The sequence below is a fragment of the Prevotella sp. 10(H) genome, from assembly GCF_000711235.1.
Lineage (GTDB): Bacteria > Bacteroidota > Bacteroidia > Bacteroidales > Dysgonomonadaceae > Dysgonomonas.
The window spans coordinates 354,837-374,509 of record NZ_JOMI01000003.1; the positions used below are offsets into that span (position 1 = coordinate 354,837).

The 19,673-nt window shown below is 37.9% G+C and carries 24 protein-coding genes; 12 read left to right on the plus strand and 12 right to left on the minus strand.

Going from position 1 to position 19,673, the window contains the following annotated elements; translation table 11 throughout:
• Positions 1 to 403 precede the first annotated feature (403 nt).
• A complete protein-coding gene (locus K348_RS0106975; protein ID WP_029904245.1) occupies positions 404 to 1,291 on the plus strand; it encodes a hypothetical protein in 888 nt (295 codons plus the stop codon).
• 39 nt (positions 1,292 to 1,330) lie between these two features.
• Here K348_RS0106975 and K348_RS0106980 read toward each other — a convergent pair whose 3' ends face one another.
• The 4 genes from K348_RS0106980 to K348_RS0107005 form a co-directional block, all read right to left on the minus strand.
• Positions 1,331 to 1,513, minus strand: a complete 183-nt coding sequence (locus tag K348_RS0106980) for a hypothetical protein (protein WP_029904246.1) — start codon at positions 1,511 to 1,513, stop codon at positions 1,331 to 1,333.
• Between the two features lie 306 nt (positions 1,514 to 1,819).
• Positions 1,820 to 2,488 carry an oxidoreductase gene (locus K348_RS0106995; RefSeq protein ID WP_029904248.1) on the minus strand — a complete coding sequence of 223 codons (669 nt, stop codon included), beginning with the start codon at positions 2,486 to 2,488 and terminating at the stop codon, positions 1,820 to 1,822.
• Positions 2,489 to 2,687: 199 nt separating this feature from the next.
• Positions 2,688 to 3,341 (minus strand): outer membrane beta-barrel protein, encoded by a 654-nt coding sequence (locus K348_RS0107000; protein WP_029904249.1) that lies wholly within the window; start codon positions 3,339 to 3,341, stop codon positions 2,688 to 2,690.
• A gap of 9 nt (positions 3,342 to 3,350) precedes the next feature.
• Positions 3,351 to 4,643, minus strand: coding sequence for a retropepsin-like aspartic protease (locus K348_RS0107005; RefSeq protein ID WP_029904250.1), 1,293 nt, complete (start codon positions 4,641 to 4,643; stop codon positions 3,351 to 3,353).
• Between the two features lie 95 nt (positions 4,644 to 4,738).
• Here K348_RS0107005 and K348_RS0107010 point away from each other — a divergent pair, with 95 nt between their 5' ends.
• The 4 genes from K348_RS0107010 to K348_RS0107025 all read left to right on the plus strand — a co-directional run bounded on the left by K348_RS0107010 (position 4,739) and on the right by K348_RS0107025 (position 8,086).
• Positions 4,739 to 5,119: a hypothetical protein gene (locus K348_RS0107010; RefSeq protein WP_029904251.1), complete on the plus strand. Its 381-nt coding sequence runs from the start codon at positions 4,739 to 4,741 to the stop codon at positions 5,117 to 5,119.
• 16 nt (positions 5,120 to 5,135) lie between these two features.
• Positions 5,136 to 6,008, plus strand: coding sequence for a sialate O-acetylesterase (locus K348_RS0107015; protein ID WP_081852532.1), 873 nt, complete (start codon positions 5,136 to 5,138; stop codon positions 6,006 to 6,008).
• Positions 6,009 to 6,240: 232 nt separating this feature from the next.
• On the plus strand, positions 6,241 to 6,801 hold the full coding sequence (locus tag K348_RS0107020) for an RNA polymerase sigma factor (RefSeq protein WP_029904253.1): 561 nt from the start codon (positions 6,241 to 6,243) through the stop codon (positions 6,799 to 6,801).
• Complete coding sequence (locus tag K348_RS0107025) at positions 6,779 to 8,086, plus strand: outer membrane protein (protein ID WP_197027634.1); 1,308 nt, start codon at positions 6,779 to 6,781, stop codon at positions 8,084 to 8,086. Before K348_RS0107020 ends, K348_RS0107025 begins: the two co-directional genes overlap by 23 nt.
• Before the next feature lie 152 nt (positions 8,087 to 8,238).
• Here the strand turns inward: K348_RS0107025 and K348_RS0107030 are convergent, their stop codons facing one another.
• Positions 8,239 to 8,589, minus strand: coding sequence for a DUF805 domain-containing protein (locus K348_RS0107030; protein ID WP_029904255.1), 351 nt, complete (start codon positions 8,587 to 8,589; stop codon positions 8,239 to 8,241).
• Positions 8,590 to 8,860: 271 nt separating this feature from the next.
• On the opposite strand from K348_RS0107030, the gene K348_RS0107035 reads away from it, so the two are divergent.
• Positions 8,861 to 9,391, plus strand: a complete 531-nt coding sequence (locus tag K348_RS0107035) for a GNAT family N-acetyltransferase (protein ID WP_029904256.1) — start codon at positions 8,861 to 8,863, stop codon at positions 9,389 to 9,391.
• Here K348_RS0107035 and K348_RS0107040 read toward each other — a convergent pair.
• The 4 genes from K348_RS0107040 to K348_RS0107055 are packed head-to-tail and all read right to left on the minus strand — an operon-like array spanning position 9,386 to position 12,213.
• Positions 9,386 to 10,156, minus strand: a complete 771-nt coding sequence (locus K348_RS0107040; protein ID WP_029904257.1) for a GNAT family N-acetyltransferase — start codon at positions 10,154 to 10,156, stop codon at positions 9,386 to 9,388. The genes K348_RS0107035 and K348_RS0107040 overlap by 6 nt on opposite strands.
• A gap of 18 nt (positions 10,157 to 10,174) precedes the next feature.
• A complete protein-coding gene (locus tag K348_RS0107045) occupies positions 10,175 to 11,041 on the minus strand; it encodes a radical SAM protein (RefSeq protein ID WP_029904258.1) in 867 nt (288 codons plus the stop codon).
• Positions 11,041 to 11,931: a GyrI-like domain-containing protein gene (locus K348_RS0107050; protein ID WP_029904259.1), complete on the minus strand. Its 891-nt coding sequence runs from the start codon at positions 11,929 to 11,931 to the stop codon at positions 11,041 to 11,043. Before K348_RS0107050 ends, K348_RS0107045 begins: the two co-directional genes overlap by 1 nt.
• A gap of 6 nt (positions 11,932 to 11,937) precedes the next feature.
• Positions 11,938 to 12,213 carry a zinc ribbon domain-containing protein gene (locus K348_RS0107055; RefSeq protein ID WP_029904260.1) on the minus strand — a complete coding sequence of 92 codons (276 nt, stop codon included), beginning with the start codon at positions 12,211 to 12,213 and terminating at the stop codon, positions 11,938 to 11,940.
• 205 nt (positions 12,214 to 12,418) lie between these two features.
• On the opposite strand from K348_RS0107055, the gene K348_RS0107060 reads away from it, so the two are divergent.
• From K348_RS0107060 to K348_RS0107070, 3 genes are all read left to right on the plus strand, one after another.
• Positions 12,419 to 13,153 carry a hypothetical protein gene (locus K348_RS0107060; protein ID WP_029904261.1) on the plus strand — a complete coding sequence of 245 codons (735 nt, stop codon included), beginning with the start codon at positions 12,419 to 12,421 and terminating at the stop codon, positions 13,151 to 13,153.
• 152 nt (positions 13,154 to 13,305) lie between these two features.
• A complete protein-coding gene (locus K348_RS0107065) occupies positions 13,306 to 13,722 on the plus strand; it encodes a hypothetical protein (protein ID WP_156032807.1) in 417 nt (138 codons plus the stop codon).
• Between the two features lie 173 nt (positions 13,723 to 13,895).
• Positions 13,896 to 14,873 (plus strand): hypothetical protein, encoded by a 978-nt coding sequence (locus tag K348_RS0107070; protein ID WP_156032809.1) that lies wholly within the window; start codon positions 13,896 to 13,898, stop codon positions 14,871 to 14,873.
• 37 nt (positions 14,874 to 14,910) lie between these two features.
• Here the strand turns inward: K348_RS0107070 and K348_RS0107075 are convergent, their stop codons facing one another.
• The gene (locus K348_RS0107075; protein WP_051697679.1) at positions 14,911 to 15,300 is read right to left on the minus strand and encodes a hypothetical protein; all 390 of its coding nucleotides are present in this window, start codon (positions 15,298 to 15,300) and stop codon (positions 14,911 to 14,913) included.
• Between the two features lie 169 nt (positions 15,301 to 15,469).
• Between K348_RS0107075 and K348_RS0107080 the strand changes: the two genes are divergently transcribed.
• A complete protein-coding gene (locus K348_RS0107080; RefSeq protein WP_029904265.1) occupies positions 15,470 to 15,838 on the plus strand; it encodes a YccF domain-containing protein in 369 nt (122 codons plus the stop codon).
• A 1-nt stretch (position 15,839) separates the two neighbouring features.
• On the opposite strand, the gene K348_RS0107085 is transcribed toward K348_RS0107080, so the two are convergent.
• A complete protein-coding gene (locus K348_RS0107085) occupies positions 15,840 to 17,597 on the minus strand; it encodes a hypothetical protein (RefSeq protein ID WP_029904266.1) in 1,758 nt (585 codons plus the stop codon).
• A gap of 49 nt (positions 17,598 to 17,646) precedes the next feature.
• Positions 17,647 to 18,132 carry a surface-adhesin E family protein gene (locus K348_RS0107090; RefSeq protein ID WP_029904267.1) on the minus strand — a complete coding sequence of 162 codons (486 nt, stop codon included), beginning with the start codon at positions 18,130 to 18,132 and terminating at the stop codon, positions 17,647 to 17,649.
• Positions 18,133 to 18,671: 539 nt separating this feature from the next.
• Here K348_RS0107090 and K348_RS0107095 point away from each other — a divergent pair.
• Positions 18,672 to 19,142, plus strand: a complete 471-nt coding sequence (locus K348_RS0107095) for a DUF4252 domain-containing protein (RefSeq protein WP_029904268.1) — start codon at positions 18,672 to 18,674, stop codon at positions 19,140 to 19,142.
• Between the two features lie 26 nt (positions 19,143 to 19,168).
• The gene (locus K348_RS0107100) at positions 19,169 to 19,672 is read left to right on the plus strand and encodes a DUF4252 domain-containing protein (RefSeq protein WP_029904269.1); all 504 of its coding nucleotides are present in this window, start codon (positions 19,169 to 19,171) and stop codon (positions 19,670 to 19,672) included.
• The last annotated feature ends 1 nt before the right edge of the window (position 19,673 follow it).

Here is a 19,673-nt window from a genome sequence, read left to right on the forward strand (position 1 = left end):
GCTTTTTTTGTGTTTATACCTTTCGGAAAATACATAAAATAAATAAAATTATAGAACTCATCTGGTGAATGCCTGTTGTATGCAATTATTGATAATGTATTTATATTAATAACTAAACTATATATCGTAATTATGTGTTTAACTATTATGCTTTTTTAATAATCTTGGCGAAAACACAATATAGGCATTAATAAAGGAAGTTAATCAATTCTCAATCTAAAACATTATTTACTATTAAAAACATGCAAAATGAAAAAATTAATAAAGTTATCATTGATTGGTATTTTTTTGATGTGTTTTTCAACTTGTTCAAATTCTGATTTGGATATTGAAAAGGGAAATGATTCTGCAAAAAATGAACCTATTTCAAAATCAAAAACTATAAGAGAATTAAAAGCTTTTAATGATTCAATTATTTTGTTTACAACCACCTGCTTTAAAAAGCAGTTGGTGGAGAAAATTCAAAAATGGTGTAATTGTAGCCTCAGCAGATGCAGTAGGAGCAGCTACTGCAGTTGTAATTACTAAAGAAGCTGCTGCTATTATTGGAGTTGCAACAGGCGGTACCGGTGCGGTAGTAGTATTAAGTGTTGCAGGGGTTCTATGTGGTGCCGGAGCGTCTTTTGCGGCACACGATGCCTTACCCGATAGTCAGGTTACAGAACCTGTTACAATGGAAGCCATATACACACATTTTGATAATCTAGACAAACCTAAAACAGATGTGAAAATTGTACTGAATTTCCCAGATAGATATAAATTTTTAAATTCACTGGGAACGATGCACAATGAAATAATGAAGAAAGAGATAACTTTCCCTAATGTTGATTTACCACCTGTAGCTCTACGATCAGACCCCGAAGAATCAGATCCACCAGGTGGAAATGATGATGAATGTGGAGGTGATACATATTCGGGAAACGAAGCATTTGCTACAGTAGAATATATGGAATATGAACGCTTACTTTTACAATCTGAAACATTAGCAAATGATTTCGTCGCTTTGAAAAACTTTGTATCACAATCTTGTGAAAACGGTATATTTAATAGACAGCAGTTTATTGAGAGAATGGATAATTTTACCGTTAACGAAAAAGATGTTTTTCAACTGTATTACGATGTTTTAATGGAAACTGCAGAGAATATCGATGATGTTATCTCAATCGCAAACCGTTACATAGATGTGATAGAAAATAGCACAGATATTTCTGAACCAGAAAAAGAAAAGATTTTCATAAACATTGCCATATCAGTCAATAGCATTGATTTCTGGAGTAAAGGACTGAATTGAAATAAACTATTCAAATAATTTCCTATATTAATGCCTTATTTATTTATTATTTTTTTCAGTAGAATTGCTGGATGTGGCTTTTTTTAAAAAACTCAAAATGGATACCAAAACAACTATACCAGTATATACATAAAAAAATGTACCTTGAAAATGTAGAAGGATTCCTAATACTAAAGCAGATGAGAGTAAAGCAATAGGAAATTTATTAAGTAATTTTTTCATAACATGCGGATTTATAAAATAATTATCTTCAATATACTATAACTTCTCCTTTTTATTATCTATCTCCTCTTGTTTGAAAAGAGAGAGAACTATCGCAAATACAGTAAATATTGTCATTATTTTCATAGTAGTACTCTCACATCCTAAAAGAAAATATAGGAATAGATAGCACAATACAAGAGAAAGAGGTACTCTATTTATTATATCAAGTAATGTTTTCATAATGGGAGCATTTATAAACCATTATCCTATAATCTCTTATAAAGGTATAAATTTCTTCTTTAATAAAAAATACTTTTCTGTCAATTAATTCCCCGCTGCAGCTATCTCCTCTATCTCATCCGATTCATAAATATGAAAACCTACCGTATTTTGTTGGGCTATGCTAAACATCGCATTAGCTACTTTCTTTACACTGATAGCCCTGTATCTTTTGAGTTTACCAATGAAGAATACTCTGAATATTTTCATTGCAAACTCGCTGATCTTTTCACCCAGCCTGAATTCCTTTCTGTTGCCCAGTAGTAGTGACGGGCGGAATATGGATATCGATTGGAAAGGCAGTTGCCTAAGCTCTTCCTCGACGCGACCCTTGGTTCTGAGATAGAAGTTACCTGATTTAGAATTGGCGCCGATAGATGATATAATAGAATATTGCTTTATCCCTTTACTGGCAGCGGCGCGGGCAAATTGTACCGGATATTCCAAATCGACTTTTTCGAATGCTTCTTCCGATCCGGCCTTTTTTATTGTAGTTCCCATGCAGCAGAACATGTCATTGCCCTCTATAAGGTTTTCATACGATTCGGGATTATCAAAATCCACAACATACTGTACCAGCCTCGGATGTGATATCTTGGTGCTTTTGCGGACAAAAGTAATAACCTTTTCATACACATTGCTCGTGAGCAACGTCTTCAGTAGTTGTGAGCCTGTGAGTCCTGAACTTCCTATTATAATTGCTGTCTTAGTCATCTGGGTATGCTTTAAAATTTAAAAGTGGGGCAAAGATAACACTTTATAATAAAACAACAGATTATTCTACGATTTATGCCGGTATCCCTTTCCCTATGTATAGATAAACAAAAATCCTGAATAATTATATGTCCGGACTCCTAATTATACTTAATTGCCCAGCCAATAGCAACAAACTTACAAAATTATTGTATTGAAACTATTGCTTTATAATGTAATTAAAGCCTATCCCAACCTGTATAGGTGTTGAGTTTTTGTGTTGAACAACCTCAGGCTTGACCTTCGAGAAGTCGAAAGTATTGTATCCCAGCCAGCAGCTCATCGCCCAGCGATCATCTATCGGGAATTGGTATCCGGCACGGATTTCGTATGTCAGGCGATATTTATGTGCATTGCCTGTCATACCTTCAGCTTTATTCAGATTGATGCGCATATAGGACAATCGGTTTTCAATGAATACGTATCTCGCCCTGTCTTTTTTGTCATCATAGCCGATAGGCAGATATAGCTTTGGTGCAATGTACGGAGCCCAATATGTACCCTTATAAGTAGTTTTTGTAAAGCTTTGAGGATCACCCATCGGGTCGAGTCCGAAATTTGGGTCATAATATCGGATGCCCTGATTAAAGCCTCCCCCACGGAAACCGGCTTCGATACCGAAAAACATATTTACATCATACTCATACCCTAAGCTTGCGCCTACAGCTACAGGGTCTTTTATCCCATCTTTATTGCTGAATGCATAATTCAGATTAAAAGATGCATCTATATCCAGATTAAGCTTATGACCTTCCTGCGCCAACCCATAGACGGCTAAAAGAAATAATATTACAAATAATAATAGCTTTTTCATATTCTTATATCATTCTACTTCGACAAACATTTTTGAATAATTTACAACTACTTTATCAAACAGTGTAATAAAGCCCATTCCCAGTGCGCCCTCTTCAATACCTTGTTTGGCGTATACAGCATCGATGTTTACTTCAAGATTTTTAAGTTCGGCCTGTTTATTACCTACCTTTATCGGGAAAACAGGCAGGCGGTATATATCTTTTGTCATTACACCTCCAAAGCCGCCGGACAACTTTGACTCCTTCTTTCCTTCCTTTTCTATCTTCTCTTTATGTTTTTGATAATATATATAGTGTAACAATGCTGACGAATTACCTATATCGAAATGCATGATAAGCCTTTCTCCGTCCGAAAATGCTTCCACATAGGGATGCTCGGATATTAGCATTATATTGCTTCCCGTAGACGGCAGAGGAGTTTGTCTTATAGGAAAAACGATTCTCCTTTCTTTGGGATATATCCGGAATTCTCCCGCTGCTTTCATTATCCCTGAACCTAAAACAGCATCGACCTGGAACACCGAATCTACAGCCGGATTAGGCGGAACAACTAATCCTGTAACATTTCTATAAACCATGTTTCCTACCTGCATGCTGTCTATCAGTATATTTTTACCATAGCCGGTTCCTACTCCATGCACAGGTATTGAATCAGCGATTATCCTGTAATTGATATTAGCTGCGAAACGCTCCGAAAGCAGAAATCCTCCGGGGCATCCCGTGTCGAATATAAACGAACTTTCCTGTCCGTTTATTGTAACAGGTACATACATCATTTGCCCGCCCACAGATAAAGAATCTATCCGTATCGGTATTTCGCAATCAGTATCAGGTCGTATTAATTGGGTAGGGGCAATATCTTTCATTTCATTATACAACCTGTGAAAACTTTTGAACTCATTCAGCATGTTCTTATCCATATGTTGCCCCACATCATTCATAAAACCTTCCAAATCCGCTGTTGCCTGTTTGTAGTTACCTTGTTGTGCCAGTAAGGCGCAGCGGCGTAGAAAAAAGCCTTGCACATTCTCAAAGCCAATCTCCTGTTGAAAATTCTGAAACAAATAATCTATATTTTCGAGCGCCATTTCAGGGCGGTTCATAGAAGAATTTAAAACAACATCTACAATTGCTTTTAATGGGGGGCTCAGTTCTTCTTTTACGGAAGAGTAAATCTTGTTCAATTCGATATAATCCCCTTTATTTAACAACTCACCTACTTTTTCATCTGATTTTTGGGCATTCAGGTTTATTCCTATTAGGAAAACAATAATCAAGGCAGGTACATTCTTAATATTCATGGGGCAAAGATTAGGTACTTTACAAATCTAAGAAAAAATATGACAAAATGACCGATATTTTTTATATATTGCAACGTTTTTCTAAACAACTAAAAATGAAACAGCTTATATTGTGCTGCCTGTGTATATTAGCGCTAATGGCCTGTGGTGAACGTAGTAACATCATGGGGCGGTGGGCTATTGTAATTGAAGAATCGGACGATACGTTTATCAGGATGCCTGATGATACGATCGTCAGCCCTGAAATATTGTTCGAATATGATACCGTATATATGGAAGTAAAATCGAGTCAGGGAACAGTGAAAAGCGAATGTTTAGGTATATATAAAGTCAACGGAGACTACATTAAAGTAACGGACAGGTACGGTAAACAACGGGAATGTAAATTTATTATAAAGGAAGATATGCTGACAGTGATGGATAAGGACGATACTGATAAAGTGCTTATGAGACTCCGCAGAATAAAAGAAGACTAAATCTGTATATTTTAATATGAAAATAAAAACTTTACATCTTACTGCACTATACTTATGTGCCGTTTTTTTATTAATGTCGTGCTCAGACGACGATGTTCAGACTAATAAATATGTGCCGGGAGGTGTAATGCCGGCAATATTGGTTGTAGGGCAGAGTAATGCCGAGGGCTGGGCTCCTATCTCATCGGCTCCTCAATGGCTGGCCGATTCCAAGTACAGACTTGAGAACTATGGCATGTGGAATCCTGTTCTGAAACAGTTTCAAACATATCAGCTCGGTGTAAATGTAGGTTCCGGGAATAATGCAGATACGAAATTTGCATTCGATGTATTTTTTGCCAAGGCTTTCTTAAACGATAATAACGATAAATTGCTCTGTATAAAGCATGCTATGAATGGCGCTCCGATATCGGAAAAAGGACACAGGGAAATTGGCCGCTGGCAGCCTAAGACTGAACTGATACCTGACGGTGAAAGAAAATTGGCGATCGAGCTGGCGCAGAAGTTGCAGGACGCAAAAGATTTTGCTCAAAAACATAATACGCAATTGAAAATCATAGCAATACTTTATCATCAGGGAGAAACGGATGCTTACGTGAATGAACGTCTGGTCGATTATGAAGTGAATTTTAAAAACCTTATAACGTACATAAGGGGGATTGCGGGAAGTGAAACTATACCTGTTATCAATGCAGAAGTGTTGCCTTTCAGTAAAAATTCACTTACACTGAATTCTTTATTTTTCCAAATGAACGAATCCGACCCCTATTTGAAAACAGTCAGCATGGCAGGTCATTATACACATATCGGTGACCGCATGCATTTCGATGCTGCTGCATTTGAATATATGGGAACGAAAATGTATGAATACTACAAGGAGATAAAATAATATTGTGTCCTGATCACAAACCTAAAAGCGTATCTATCACCTTATTTTAGCGGATGGAATACGGGATTAGTATTGCCGTCACATTCTGTTTATTTACTTGTCGGGAAAATATATTACCTTTAGTCTGCGTTAATCTACAAAACGGGAAATGCCCGATATAAAAACAATTAAATCGTAATGCAACTTTTTGGTAGAACATTGCATCAATGTAAATAGAGAGTATAGTTAGCCGATGAACGAACAGTTATTAATAGCGGGGTGTAAACGTGGCGAATCTTGGGCTCGGAAGCAACTGTACGAGTTACATGCTCCAGTCATGATGGGTATCTGCATGCGCTATACAAATGACCGGGAAACGGCTAAGGATATACTTCAGGACGGGTTTATAAAAGTGTTCACAAAAATAGATACATATGCCGAAACCGGCTCGCTCGGAGGTTGGATGCGCAGGGTTTTCGTAACCACTGCACTCGAGCACCTCAGACGCAATGATGCACTTAAGATGAGTGTAAACATTGACGACTATAACGATGCGATGGAAAATACCGGAGTTTCGGCTTTAGATCATATTTCGGCCGATGAGCTGATGGCCTGTATAGCGCAGTTGCCGGATGGTTACCGTACAGTGTTTAATCTCTTCGCCATAGAAGGATATACACATGCAGAAATAGCTGAAATGTTGAATATAAAAGAAAGCACCTCGCGCTCGCAGTTTATACGTGCGCGGAAAGTTTTACAAAAGAGTGTCGAATCTTTATTAATGCATGAAAATGTCAGACAAGAGAAAATATAACGAACAACCTGACGATTTCAGTAAGTTGGTAAGGCAGAAACTTGAAGATTATAGGATGCCTGTCGACGCAGATTGCTGGGACGCTATTGAGCTTCAGATGAAGCCAAAGCAAAAGAAATATGTCTGGTGGATCGGGGGCTCTGCAGCAGCAATAGCTGTCATCGTGATTTTACTACTCTCTATACCCAAAAATGATGAGCCCCCTTTCAACCTGATCGCTGCCGGACAGAATTTTAACGCAGGAAGCGCCATAGTACCGGAAAAAGTTGTTGAGCCTGTTATCGAAAACATTAAAGCTGTCGACAATAATTTACGGGCATATGCTAAAACAGATAGTAAGAAAGGCAGGACACAAAATGAGGAATCGAATCAATCTGATCTATTAAGCACAACTCCTGTAGATATAGACACAGAGAGCGTCACTCAGATTGAAGAGAAAGTAGAAGAAATTATACAAACAGCAGAGTCGGATAATACAGTAAAACTGGCTGAAGTAGAAGAAAAGAAAGATTCTCAGCCTATTAGCCAAACTCCAAAAAATATTGTGAAAGAAAGGAAAAAAGATGCTCCGCGATTACTTTTAGGAAAAAAGGAAAGTAATGATAATAAGTGGCTTTTGGCAGCATCTATTTCATCGGGGGGCGGAGCGTCTACTGTTAATAACAACGGTCGGCTGAACACGCTGAAAGCTTATGCTAGTAATTCACCGGTAGATCCTGAGCAGGCTGCAAGTGCAGATTCTCCGTTGAAAAACGATATGATGACCGATGATTTTTCGGATATCGATCATGCGTTGCCGTTATCTTTCGGAGCTAGTGTGCGTAAAGATTTCAATAAGTATCTCGGTATAGAAACGGGGATAACGTATACCTACCTTTCATCGAAATCGAAAAAGGCAACAAATGACTATTACAGTGCCCGTCAGGAAATACACTATCTGGGGATACCAGTAAATGTGGTGGGTTATCTGTGGAATGATGACCGATGGAATATATATGTTTCGGGCGGTGTTATGATGGAAAAGGGATTACGGTTTAAATATACCCAGTATATACATGATAAGAATAATAATTCGTCTGAGGTATATAATAAGGGAAGCGTCGACGGCCTGCAATGGTCTTTGAATGCATCGGTAGGAGCATCCTACATGTTTTATAACAGTTGGGGTTTGTACTTCGAGCCGCGATTCTCTTATTACTTCGACAATAATCAGCCGATTAGTATAAGGACAGAAAAACAATCCGTATTCGGTATCAGTGCGGGTTTAAGATATAAGTTTGAATAAAAAAGGAAATCGGAAAGGACCCAGTGTATATCCATACGTAAAGATGACTATTGTGAAATAGGCTATATGTAAAACTAAACGGTACCTAAAAAATAAGCTGGAAATCTCACTTCCAGCTTATTTTATGATATTCTTTTTTTTAATCAGCAATCTCAGGCTTTAGGATCGGGACCGTATTGGTTGTCACCTTTTTCGCCTTCAGTGATAGCTAATATCAGACTGTAAATAGGGATAAGCAGATACCATCCGCTTTTACCTACATCGTGCATTCTCCTGATACCTGCCGAGAACATTGGAACAATAAGTGCAAGTGCCAGAAGTCCGAGTATAATAAAAAATATAACACCCAGAATTGAAGAAATCGCAGACATAATAATTGCAAGAATCTCCACAGCGATGATAACGCCTAATGCAACCAGATAGAACATCCAGAACTCTTTACGCCGTGCCCTTCCGTTAAAATCGGCGTAGTGTTCTTTTACTACTTTTAAAAACCACTCCATATTAATTTTATGTGTTTTATGTTAGGTTCCTACTCATATGGCTTTTCGGGTCCGCCTCGTTTGTGTATGGTCTCTGAACTCCATGTTTTGCGTGTGATACGCGAATATATAAAAAAAAGTCAATATTTTATCTATATTAACTAAATTTCACTATAGTTAACCTGTTTGAGTATGATTGGAAATTATAATTAAAATACCTGTTTTTAATCCTTACTTTTCCTTTTTTATTAATAAATTGTTACCTTTAGACAACCCATAATCTCTTGTTACCATGAATGAAAATTTAGAAGTCGAAATTCGACAAGAGGAAGCAAACGACTTTCCTGCGGTATATGATATCAATCTGAAAGCATTTAAACGAAAAGATGAGGCACGACTAGCCGATCGGTTACGAGCGAGCGATGCTTTTATACCTGAACTTTCGCTCGTGGCTGTTATCGGCAAAAAAGTTGTCGGGCATATACTTTTTACTAAGGTAAATATTATGGATGACAGCAGAATTATCGAGAGTCTGATCCTTGCCCCTGTATCTGTACAACCGGATCTGCAAAATAAAGGGATAGGCAGCAGATTGGTAAGACATGGCTTGCAGAAGGCGAAAGATCTTGGATATCAATCTGTATTTGTGTTAGGGCATGCGCATTATTATCCCCGTTTCGGATTCCTGCCTGCCAATAAATGGGAAATAAAGCTTCCGTTCGATGTGCCGTCCGATGCCTTTATGGGTGTAGAATTGCAGGAAAATAGCCTCGCCGGAGTAAAAGGTATTGTATATTATGCCCGTGAATTTGAAGAATTATAAGTGCCTGTTATTCTTCTCTGCAATCAGCTTTTTTAATTTATCAGGAGTTAATATCTCATTCGAATAATATTTGCCGTCTATAAATACAGTATAGGTGGTAATGGGAGCGACGTGTGCCTGCGCCATTTCCTTTGTCGTTATATGGTGAAGTCTGACAGGATATTCCGATTCCAAAATGACGGGTTCTAATAATTTTGTATAGGGAACTGTAAACGGGCACTGTGCTGTATAAAAAATATCGATACCTTTTATACCTTCGCCCATTCCCTTTTTGGCCGACTCTTTGAAGCGGGATAGAGGCGCAATATTGTCGAAGCGTTTAACCAATAATTCGAAATACGGAGGGCAGTTATCGCAGACTTCATAGCCTTGCCGCAGCATAAATGCCTTATCGGAAAGAAAAGGTTTCTTCTTTTGTCCCGCAATTAACGTTACACCTTTAAAGCCGTTCTGTCTAGCATCAGCCTCACATTCGGCAAGCAGTTGTTTGCCATAGCCATGTTCTTTGAAAGAACCTGATACCCAAAAGCAGTTAATCAGCATATAGCCGTTGGCCTCTACAGGCACCCATGCATTCTCAGCAGGCAGGTATTCGATAAATACTTTTCCTCTTGCATCCAGCTTTTTGAACCTTAAGCCTTCCTGCATACGGCAGCTTAACCATTCTTTTTTAGCATTCACCCCGACTTCGGTAGATTTACTGCTCATCGAGCAACATATATGTTCGGTAGCTATATTTTCTTTTGTAAGTGTAATTATGTCCATAGTTTGTATTCTTAGTCTTTAAAACAAAGATAACTGTTTTCCTGTTTGTGGTGTATAAAATTTCATTTTTCCCGGCATACCTAGTCGTCCGGCCGTTTGAAGAAATTCTGCCCTCAACTCATTGTAATTGGTGTTGTTACAGATATATTGCTCTCCAAACATTTTCTCATAACGGTTTCTCATTTCGGGAAAGTATTTGTCGAAAGATTGATAGAGATAGTCGCGCGAGCCTTTACGCAGCGTTACTCCCAACATAGGTATAATATACGATGCTCCGGCATCGGATGCCATCTCTACTATCGATCGGATGTTCTCTTTCGTATCGTTGATGAATGGCAATAAAGGCATGAGCGTGACACCGGTATATATGCCGTTCTTAGCCAGTGTTTCTATAGCCTTAAAGCGGGCGGAAGTCGAAGATGCGTTAGGTTCCAACTTTTTAGCAAGAATATCGTCAGCCGTAGTAATAGTGATACTTACCGCTGCATATACTTTACTGATTTCCTGCAATAAATCTATATCCCTTAATACCAAGTCGCTTTTTGTAATGACATGAACGGGAAATCTTGTATCGGCAATAACTTTCATTGCCTTTCTTGTCATTTCCAGTTCTTTTTCGACAGGCATATAAGGATCGTTCATCGAACCTGTTCCTATTGTGCCTCGCAGGCGTTTACTTTTGATTTCCTTTACCAGCAGTTCGATCGCATTCTTCTTAACCGATATCTGCGAAATATCACCAACGCCATAACATTCGCTGCGGGTATCGCAGTAGATGCAGCCGTGCTGGCATCCACGGTAGAGATTCATGTTATAGGTGAGCCCGAACATGGTATCATTACCCTGCAATTTCGATAAAATGCTTTTAGCTTCGATATACTGCATCAGGCTTCGTTTTTTAATTCTTTCCTGTTACGTTTTGCTACAGGAACATAGATTTCCGTAAGCAACTCGTCCGGTGATACATGATCCGGATTATTGAGATATTTTTCGAAACTGCCGCCGTTTCTCAGCTTGTATCCGCTTTCGGGGAGCCACCGGAAAAAGATATTGTAAAACATATCCAGCAAACCGTCGTATGGGCCTTTGAGTGTGAAGACAGCATACAATCCGCCTCCGATATTCAGTATGCCGAATGGTCCGGTCGGCTTAACTTCCTTGCTTGTAGTGATGCAGGCATAGAACCGGCAATTTTCGGGAGCGGTGATGGTCGGGTTATCAAAGCTCAGACCTATAAATTCTGTGGTTTTGTCTACCAAACTATTCTTTTTGGCAAACTGTCCAAGTTTTTTCCATGCTGCGCGGTATGAATCGGGAGAACCGTACCAGTCGATAATACGGATATAAACAACTTTTTTGGGTGGGACTTCCCGCATTTCGGGAGCCAGTTCCATAATTTTACGTTCGTTCCTTCCAAAAAAATTGAACGGGTCTTTATCCTGTGAGCGATAAGCAGATGGAGAAACGCCGAAATGCTTTTTGAAAGCTTTCGATAAAGCATATTTTGTACCATATCCGGTTTTGGCAGCTATCTCATCCAGACTGAAACGGGTAGTTTGCAGATATTCGGCAATGTATTCGAGCCTCAGGCGATTGATATATTCTCCGATGTTTTCCCCGATAACAGTTTTGAATATGCGGTGGAAATGATATTCGGATATGTTGGCAATCCCAGCCAGATGCTTTATATCAGGAGCGTCGAACAGGTGATGATTGATATAATCGATCACCCTGTTGACGGCCTTTTCGTATTCGTTTCTCGTATTCTCTTTCATTCACGGTTATGCCTGCGCCCAGCGTTTCAGGGTGGGGAAGTACTGTTTCATCTGTTCTATGGCCTGCTCTTTAGTGAGTGCCTGTTCGGTATCTTTATTAAAATCGTCCAGATATTGTACACAATGGTCGATCATTTCATCCATTGTAACATCTTCGGTAAAGTTACCGTTGGCAAAACAATATGTGCAATATTCTTCGTTTTTACTCTGGTCTGCATTTGTACCGAAATCTTCACTAACATTTAGCGGCATACCGCAACTCTGACAAAATTTTTGATCCATAATAGCTTTTTTAATAATTAATACTAATACAAATGAAAGGATTTGTGTAATAAATAAAGTTATCCATTCTTGCTAAAATTAGGATATTTTTTATCAGTCGGTTAATTAAAGTTAAACAAATTAACACTGATTAATCCTTCACGTCATTATTATATCAAAGATACAAAGAGATGAAAATTAGTATTCACCTTTAATACTAAAAGTTATGAAAAAGTTATTATTGGCATTCGCATTATTTATAGGTGCTGCTTCACTTTACAACACTGCCGAAGCTCAAAACGTAAATATAAGCATCAATATAGGGCGTCAGCCCGCATGGGGTCCCGTAGGATATGATTATGTAGGATATTATTATTTTCCTGATATAGACTGTTATTACGACGTAAATGTAGGAATGTTCTATTATCAGAACAGGGGAAGATGGATATCGGCTCGTTATCTGCCTTATTCTTACCGCAATTACGACCTTTACGGAATGTATAAAGTAGTATTGAATGTGCACGAACCATGGCGTTATCATCACAACCACTACAGAGATTATGCAAGGTACAGAGGACACCGTAACCAGATCGTAATCCGCGACAGCCGCGATCACAGGTACCATAGCAGCCGCAACAACAGGGTAGCATGGTATTCGGGAAACAAGAAAAACAATCACAGAGACGATCACAAATATAACAGCGGGCGTCCGAGTTATAACAATAAGAAAGACAAAGATCATCGTAAAGAATATAACGCGAATAAGAGCAGGGATAACAAACGGCCTGACTATAGCAATAAAAACAACCGTCCAGACAGAAAGGACAATGTAAAAAGCCGCCCGTCTACAAGTCGCGAAAACAAACGAGAAAGCAGTAGCAGGACTGTACGTTCTTCATCCGAGAAAAGCAATCTGAGGATGGCATCGAATACCGGATCGGGACGAAGCAGCAGAAGATAGAAAATAATAGATACAAGTAATAAGGTTTAGGTAAAAAAAGGTTTAGTGAATCAGACTAAGGGTGTATATCGCTTTAGATATACATCTTAGTTTTTATGTTAGATATCAACAACTTATTTGTATATTTGTTATATAATAAAAACGTGGAGCAGATGAAAAAATATATAATAATCACTCTTCTTTTATTCAGCATTCTTCCGATACTTAAATCCCAGAATGATACTTCCATTAAGAAAGAAGATATTGTAGGTAGATGGATCGAAGAAAAGCGGATAGAAGGCGATAATGTAAAAATGGCCGGAGAATATGCCGATACATACATATTCAAAGATAATATGATTTACCATAAAGGTGAGGCTGCAGAGGGGGTCATATTATTTAATGTTGCAGGCTGGTACGAAGTGCAGGGGGATATTATTTCTATCTTCTACAACAATTACCTGATGGACAAATCGGAAAGGCAGAAGCCCGAAAAAATGCAGTTTAAGATACTTAATTTAACCGAGAGTGAGATGTTTGTTCTTGTTTCTGATAACGGCCGTGAATACAAGATGCTGCTAAAGAAATAACATAATTCATATAATAATTCCTGCCTGATTTCGTTTCTTAGATTAGTAATACTGTTAAAAATGAGGGCTAAACCCTGTATATAAGTAAAAAAGAGGTTGTTCAGGCAATTTTTGATTCAATAATTCATATCTTTGTATATCAATAATACACAATGGTTCATTACTACAATACAATGAAAAAAATCCTATATATTTTATCACTTATGGCTTTGGTTTTGTCTGGTTGCGTAAACAATTCGGATGAACCTCAACCACCCGTTGTTCCACCTCCTGCACCACCTATAGTGGCCACATCTGCCGATTTGCTCGGTACGTGGGAGACATATTACTATATGAAGGAAATATATTTTATGTATCAGAATGGCGACAAAAAGGTATTTCCCGGACTGAGACTAACGGATTATGACGGATACAGGACTCAATTTTACGAAGAAGACGGCAAGTACAAATACAAAAGCTTTAATGTTGTAGGCAACGTAAATGATGAAGGAACATACAGTGCCCTTAAAGATACTGTCTATTTCAGAATCTTGGCGAAAAACGGCGTTCCGGCAGATAGTACTACCAAGCATGTTATACGACGGCTGGAACCGGATAAAGGAATATTAAAGACCGATGATATATATTACGGTACTACAGCAGGAAGCGGTTATAAATACGAAATAATAGACACGCGTGCACACCGTAATACGGCTATTGCGCCCACCTTTTCGGATGCTTCGCCTGCAAAGGTGATGATCGATTTTGCTGAAATGTCGAAGGCGCCATGGGATGTAATAGGGGGGGCATATTACCGTAATGGTAGTTACTATTCGTATGAATCAGAAATAATTGATAAAGCCTTAGTAAAGTCTGAGACCACATATGAATTTTATACAAGAAGTGATAATCAGAAAATGTGTAAGATTTCTTCTTTGTATCCGGACACTAACGAGAGAGGCGAAGAGACTTACGAATTAATGATATTCGATGATGTAATTTATTTCTTTTTTGAAGATAGTGGAAAACTTGCAGATTTTAATATGTGGGTTACATCCTGGAAAACTGAAAACGGAGTAAATAAATTTATAGACAAGAAGTGGGACCGTTATAATAATGATATATCGATTGTAGTGCAAGTAGAGCATCACCTTACACAACGCAGGAATTAATATCATTCAATATAAAACAAAGCAGGGCAAATAAAACTTATTGCCCTGCTTTTTTATATATCCATATATTATCTGTTACAGAAAGGATCAGCGAATCGGCTGAAAGAAGATCGATATCCAGTTTGCGGAATGGCTTATCATCCTTATAAAGCCTTAGCTCATAATTGCGGATGACGAAAGTAAAATCTATTGTATCCTTAATGTCGGACATATGCTGCGAACACTTGTTACCCTCGAAGATAAGGAAAGTAAGCTCTTTGTTATAATCTACATTTACAGTATCATACATCACAGTTCTTTCGGCATCGGCTAACACCCATTTGCCCTGTATCAACCCTGTATTCACACGATCACTGTCGTATGGAGTACAGCTGTAGATACAAATTCCTAAAATGAATAAGATTGCGATACTAACCTTTCTGTTCATGCAAATTGCGTATTTAGTGCAAAATAAGAAATTATTTTCGATTCGGTACTTCAGTCATTAAAAAATCTGCATTACACAATAAAGATATTCTTTTTCCTGCTATATTTGTTCAGGATATTCATGTGGAGCAATATCCGGTAAAAATAAATAACACAATAAAACTATAGGTATGAAAACGTTGGGTAATATAATCTGGGTAATTTTCGGAGGTTTCATGATAGCACTGGAATATTTTATTGCAGGCTTTCTTATGATGATCACTATAATAGGTATCCCTTTCGGCATCCAGTCTTTTAAAATGGGTATCCTTGCATTATGGCCGTTTGGAAGTAAAGTGGTCGAGGACGAGAAGTCTAACGGCTGCCTTAGTCTGGTGATGAATATAATCTGGATTATTATCGGCGGATTCTGGATCGCGCTTACCCACCTGTTTTGGGGTGTTATCTTCTGTATAACTATAATAGGTATCCCTTTCGGAAAGCAGCATTTCAAATTAATACATCTTGCCCTGTTCCCTTTCGGGAAGAAGGTAGAATAATTTATTTCGGTCTGAATCCCTCCTGGAGGCTTTCACCCCGCGTAGTTACAGTGCTTATATCCTGATACTTTCCGGGTTCATCGGCTTTCAGGACAGTGCCGGGAAACGGACTTTCGAAACAGACAAACCGGCCATCGGGTATTTCCGGTGATTTACTGATGTAAATAGTATCGCCGTTATCCAGTTTATAAGGATGAAATTCGTCTTTATATAATGTCAGCGATTTCAGTAATTCCCTGTATGGGTATTGTTTTACTAGGATATCCGATACAGGCCTGCTGTCTGCCTTAGGTGTTCCCAGATCGAACATATTATAGAACTTCACAGAGCGGCTCACTGCCCAATATCCCATCAACAGGGCAAATCCCGAAAGATATATAATTCCTGCTTTAGGAAAATATTTTTCTTTCTGTGTATATAATAACAGATACAATATATAGAATACAACGGCAAATAGTATTCCTCCTATAAATCGCGGATCGGGGCTGCTCAGATACCAGATGCCTATAGTTACGATTAACAATAGATATACGAAATAAACGGTTTTGTCGATATATTTCTTCCTGATCAGGCAGTATAGTACAACGAAAGGGGAGAGCAGGGTAGGGGCTATAAACATCAGGTTCATAATCCATCGGTTTATGCCGAAATAACTGCTCAGTTCGGGGTTTGCTATTTCTCTTAATATATCATTAAGTATTCGGATACCGCATGATAGAATAAAATCACGCTCTTCTACAGCTACATAGCGAGGCACTTTCCAGTCTACCGAAAACAGGTCTATTTCATATAAAGGGAAAATGAGGTAACCGGATATGATGACGTTTCTGATGAACCACAATATTAAAATAGTCGCAGACGACAGGATAAGAAAAGTTACTACACGATATTCTTTTTTCCTTATAATAGTTATCAATATATATAAGGAAATTAGGCAAAGCGGTAATATTGTAAGTTTAAATGTTACCAGTACAACAGGAATAAGGAAGTAGAATAATTGCTTTCTTCTGATTTTATCGGGGTATAATAAGAGCTTGGCAATCAGGTATAACGATATCAGGTTTGGAATGGCATCTGTAGATGTTGCAGCCAGTGAATATCCGAATGTAAATATATATCCTGTTACTATTAGTAATAATGCCATCCGTTTAATTTCAAATCCTGATTGTATAATTTCTTTTATAGTCCAGCAGATTATTACTGCCAATACTAAGACTTGTAGGCTGTAAACCGCTTCTCCAAACAAAAAGCGAAAACTAAATATTGCTGACAGCAGCAGATAATTGGAATTGAAACCGAAGCGATGTTCTATATTTCCTAATCCGGGAACAATTGAAAATTCTTCATTCCAGCGTATATTTTGCTGGTGATAGAGTAGGGAGTCGAACACTCCTACCTGCCATAGTACGGCGACCATTAATCCTAGTACGGGAATAATGAAAAGTAACGATTGGAAAAGAGAGAAACGGGAGAATCCGGATTTTATATTTTTTAGAATATCCTTAAAATGATTTCTGCGTACTCCCCAATATATAATGCTGAAAAGTATAAAGATCAGCAATACATAATGGTTGGACGGCAACCAAAACGAAAAAACTGACAATGGTATAAGTGTAAAGCACATCCCAAGCAGGAATGTATCGGTAAGTCCGTATTGTTCGTCTTGCTTGCAAAGTTTGTTATACAGGGAAACAAGTGCGTCTCCCATCGATAGGAAAACTACTGAGATAGCAATCCATGATATGATGATAGCGAGCATCTTCGATTAAAATTTGTATATAAAGATACGGGTTTTCTTTTTATTGCTGTTATTGACCGTAATCGCAGACGAAAAAGAAAGTATAATCACCAACTGTTTCACTGTCGACATTCAGCCATTTGATATTATTTTTTGCCGGAGTTGTTTTAGCAATCCTTTTGCCTGCCGAATCGAAATCTTCTACCGATAATATTCTAAATCTCTTATTAGTACATTCATACAGGCAATTGTATATGCAATAGCTGAAATCGTTCCATTTGTCCGCTTTTTCGGGCTTTCCTAATTTTATATATTCGTCACGTATCTTATCTACATAGATTTTTTTACTTTCCGGAGATATATAAACTCTTTTTTCGCGTGCGTATGCTATAGGCCCTTCATGCCTTATACTCAAAGTATCAGTATATATTTCCACATCTTCGGCAACGGCTATATTAAACCAACCCTCACCCCGAGGCTTCGATGCGTTTCCAGATGTCGTCTTGCAACCTGATAATAGAAAGAGAATGCTTATGAGTAAATAGATATATTTCATTTTCTCCGGATATTGGTTCATACAAAGATAAGCTATATCATTCACATCAAGATAAATGCCTCATGGCTTTTTCAGTTTTTTATCTATATTGTTTTAGCTTCTAGCCATTAGCTGATAGCTTTTAGCTCTTTGATATATTAGTTACAAGTTACTTTGCCCTTCGGGAAGTTACAAGTTACAAGTTTTCGTTTTTGCGTTATCAATTGTCCGTTGATAAACGTTACTTTTGTTACCTTTTAACTATATATTGTTAATAAACGTAATTAAACATGAGTCATGAGTGACTGCTTTTCACTTTTCATTGTCACATCAGCACATTTGCTTATTTGCTCATTGATTTTCCGTTACTTTCGTTACTTTTTAACTAAATATGGTTAATATATGTATAATTGAGACAGTTTTAGAGATTAAAAATAAGCCTGTAAAAATTTTTTCATTTTTCTTGTAACAAATTTTCAGCCTGTTCCGTCATAGTAATTGAAAGCAGATGAAAGCGCGCATCTCACTTTGATTTACTAACTATTATTACAGGAACTATTATGAAAAAATACTTATTATGTCTGGTATTATTCTTAGCTTTGAGCCAGATAACTCAGGCACAGAACGTAGACAAATTGCTGAAAACGGTATCACAAACCGAAAATATCGAAAAGGTTAAGATCGGCCGTTTTATGATGTCTCTGGGAAAAGCCTTCGGCGGAGTGGGAAATAAGCCTGTTGCCCGCGGAATACATTCGATGGAGGTATATGATCTTTCGGAATGCGATGGCAATCTGAAGAATAATTTGGCATCTCAATTCAATAACGTGAAAGACGGAGCAGGATATGAAACACTTATCTATGCTAAGGAAAAAGGTGATGGAGTTCGCATCATGGTAAAAAAGGATAAGGATGTGATAAAAGAAATGATCATATTGTGCATGGATAAAGATGACCCCGCATTGATTCGCTTTTCCGGTAAAATAAAGGAAAAGGATATTGCCGAGCTGGTCGAAAAATATAACAAATAGTATAAATAAATAAAACACAATCAATTATGAAAAAGCTCGTATTATCCCTGATCGTTGTATTTGCAGTAAGTCACTCAGCAATGGCACAAACTCCTGATGCCCTGATGGCAGAGGTAGCAAAAAAAGAAAATGTTCAGAATCAGGTTCTCGATAAAGCCATGCTCGACCAGTCGATGGCTCAGGCTATGGAGAACGATTCTTCAGGCGAGCTCAAATCTAAGATGCCGGCATTTTTAAATAAGATCGATTCTGTACGTGCTGTCATCTTGGCTAATGCAACACCGGAATTTTCAGAGCAAATGAAAAACGGAGTGAATGCGATAAAGGATGACGATATATATTCGACCTTGGTGAAAGTGAAGGATGAAGGTGATAATGTACAGATCATCTCCAGAAAAGAAGGCGGATTATCAGGTGTATACGTTTTTGTAATTGAGAGTACGAATATAGTAATGGTAAAGTTGAGCGGCAACTTTGATGCATCAGACTTGGAAGCTATTGTAAAAGAGCAGACAAAGAATAACAACTGAT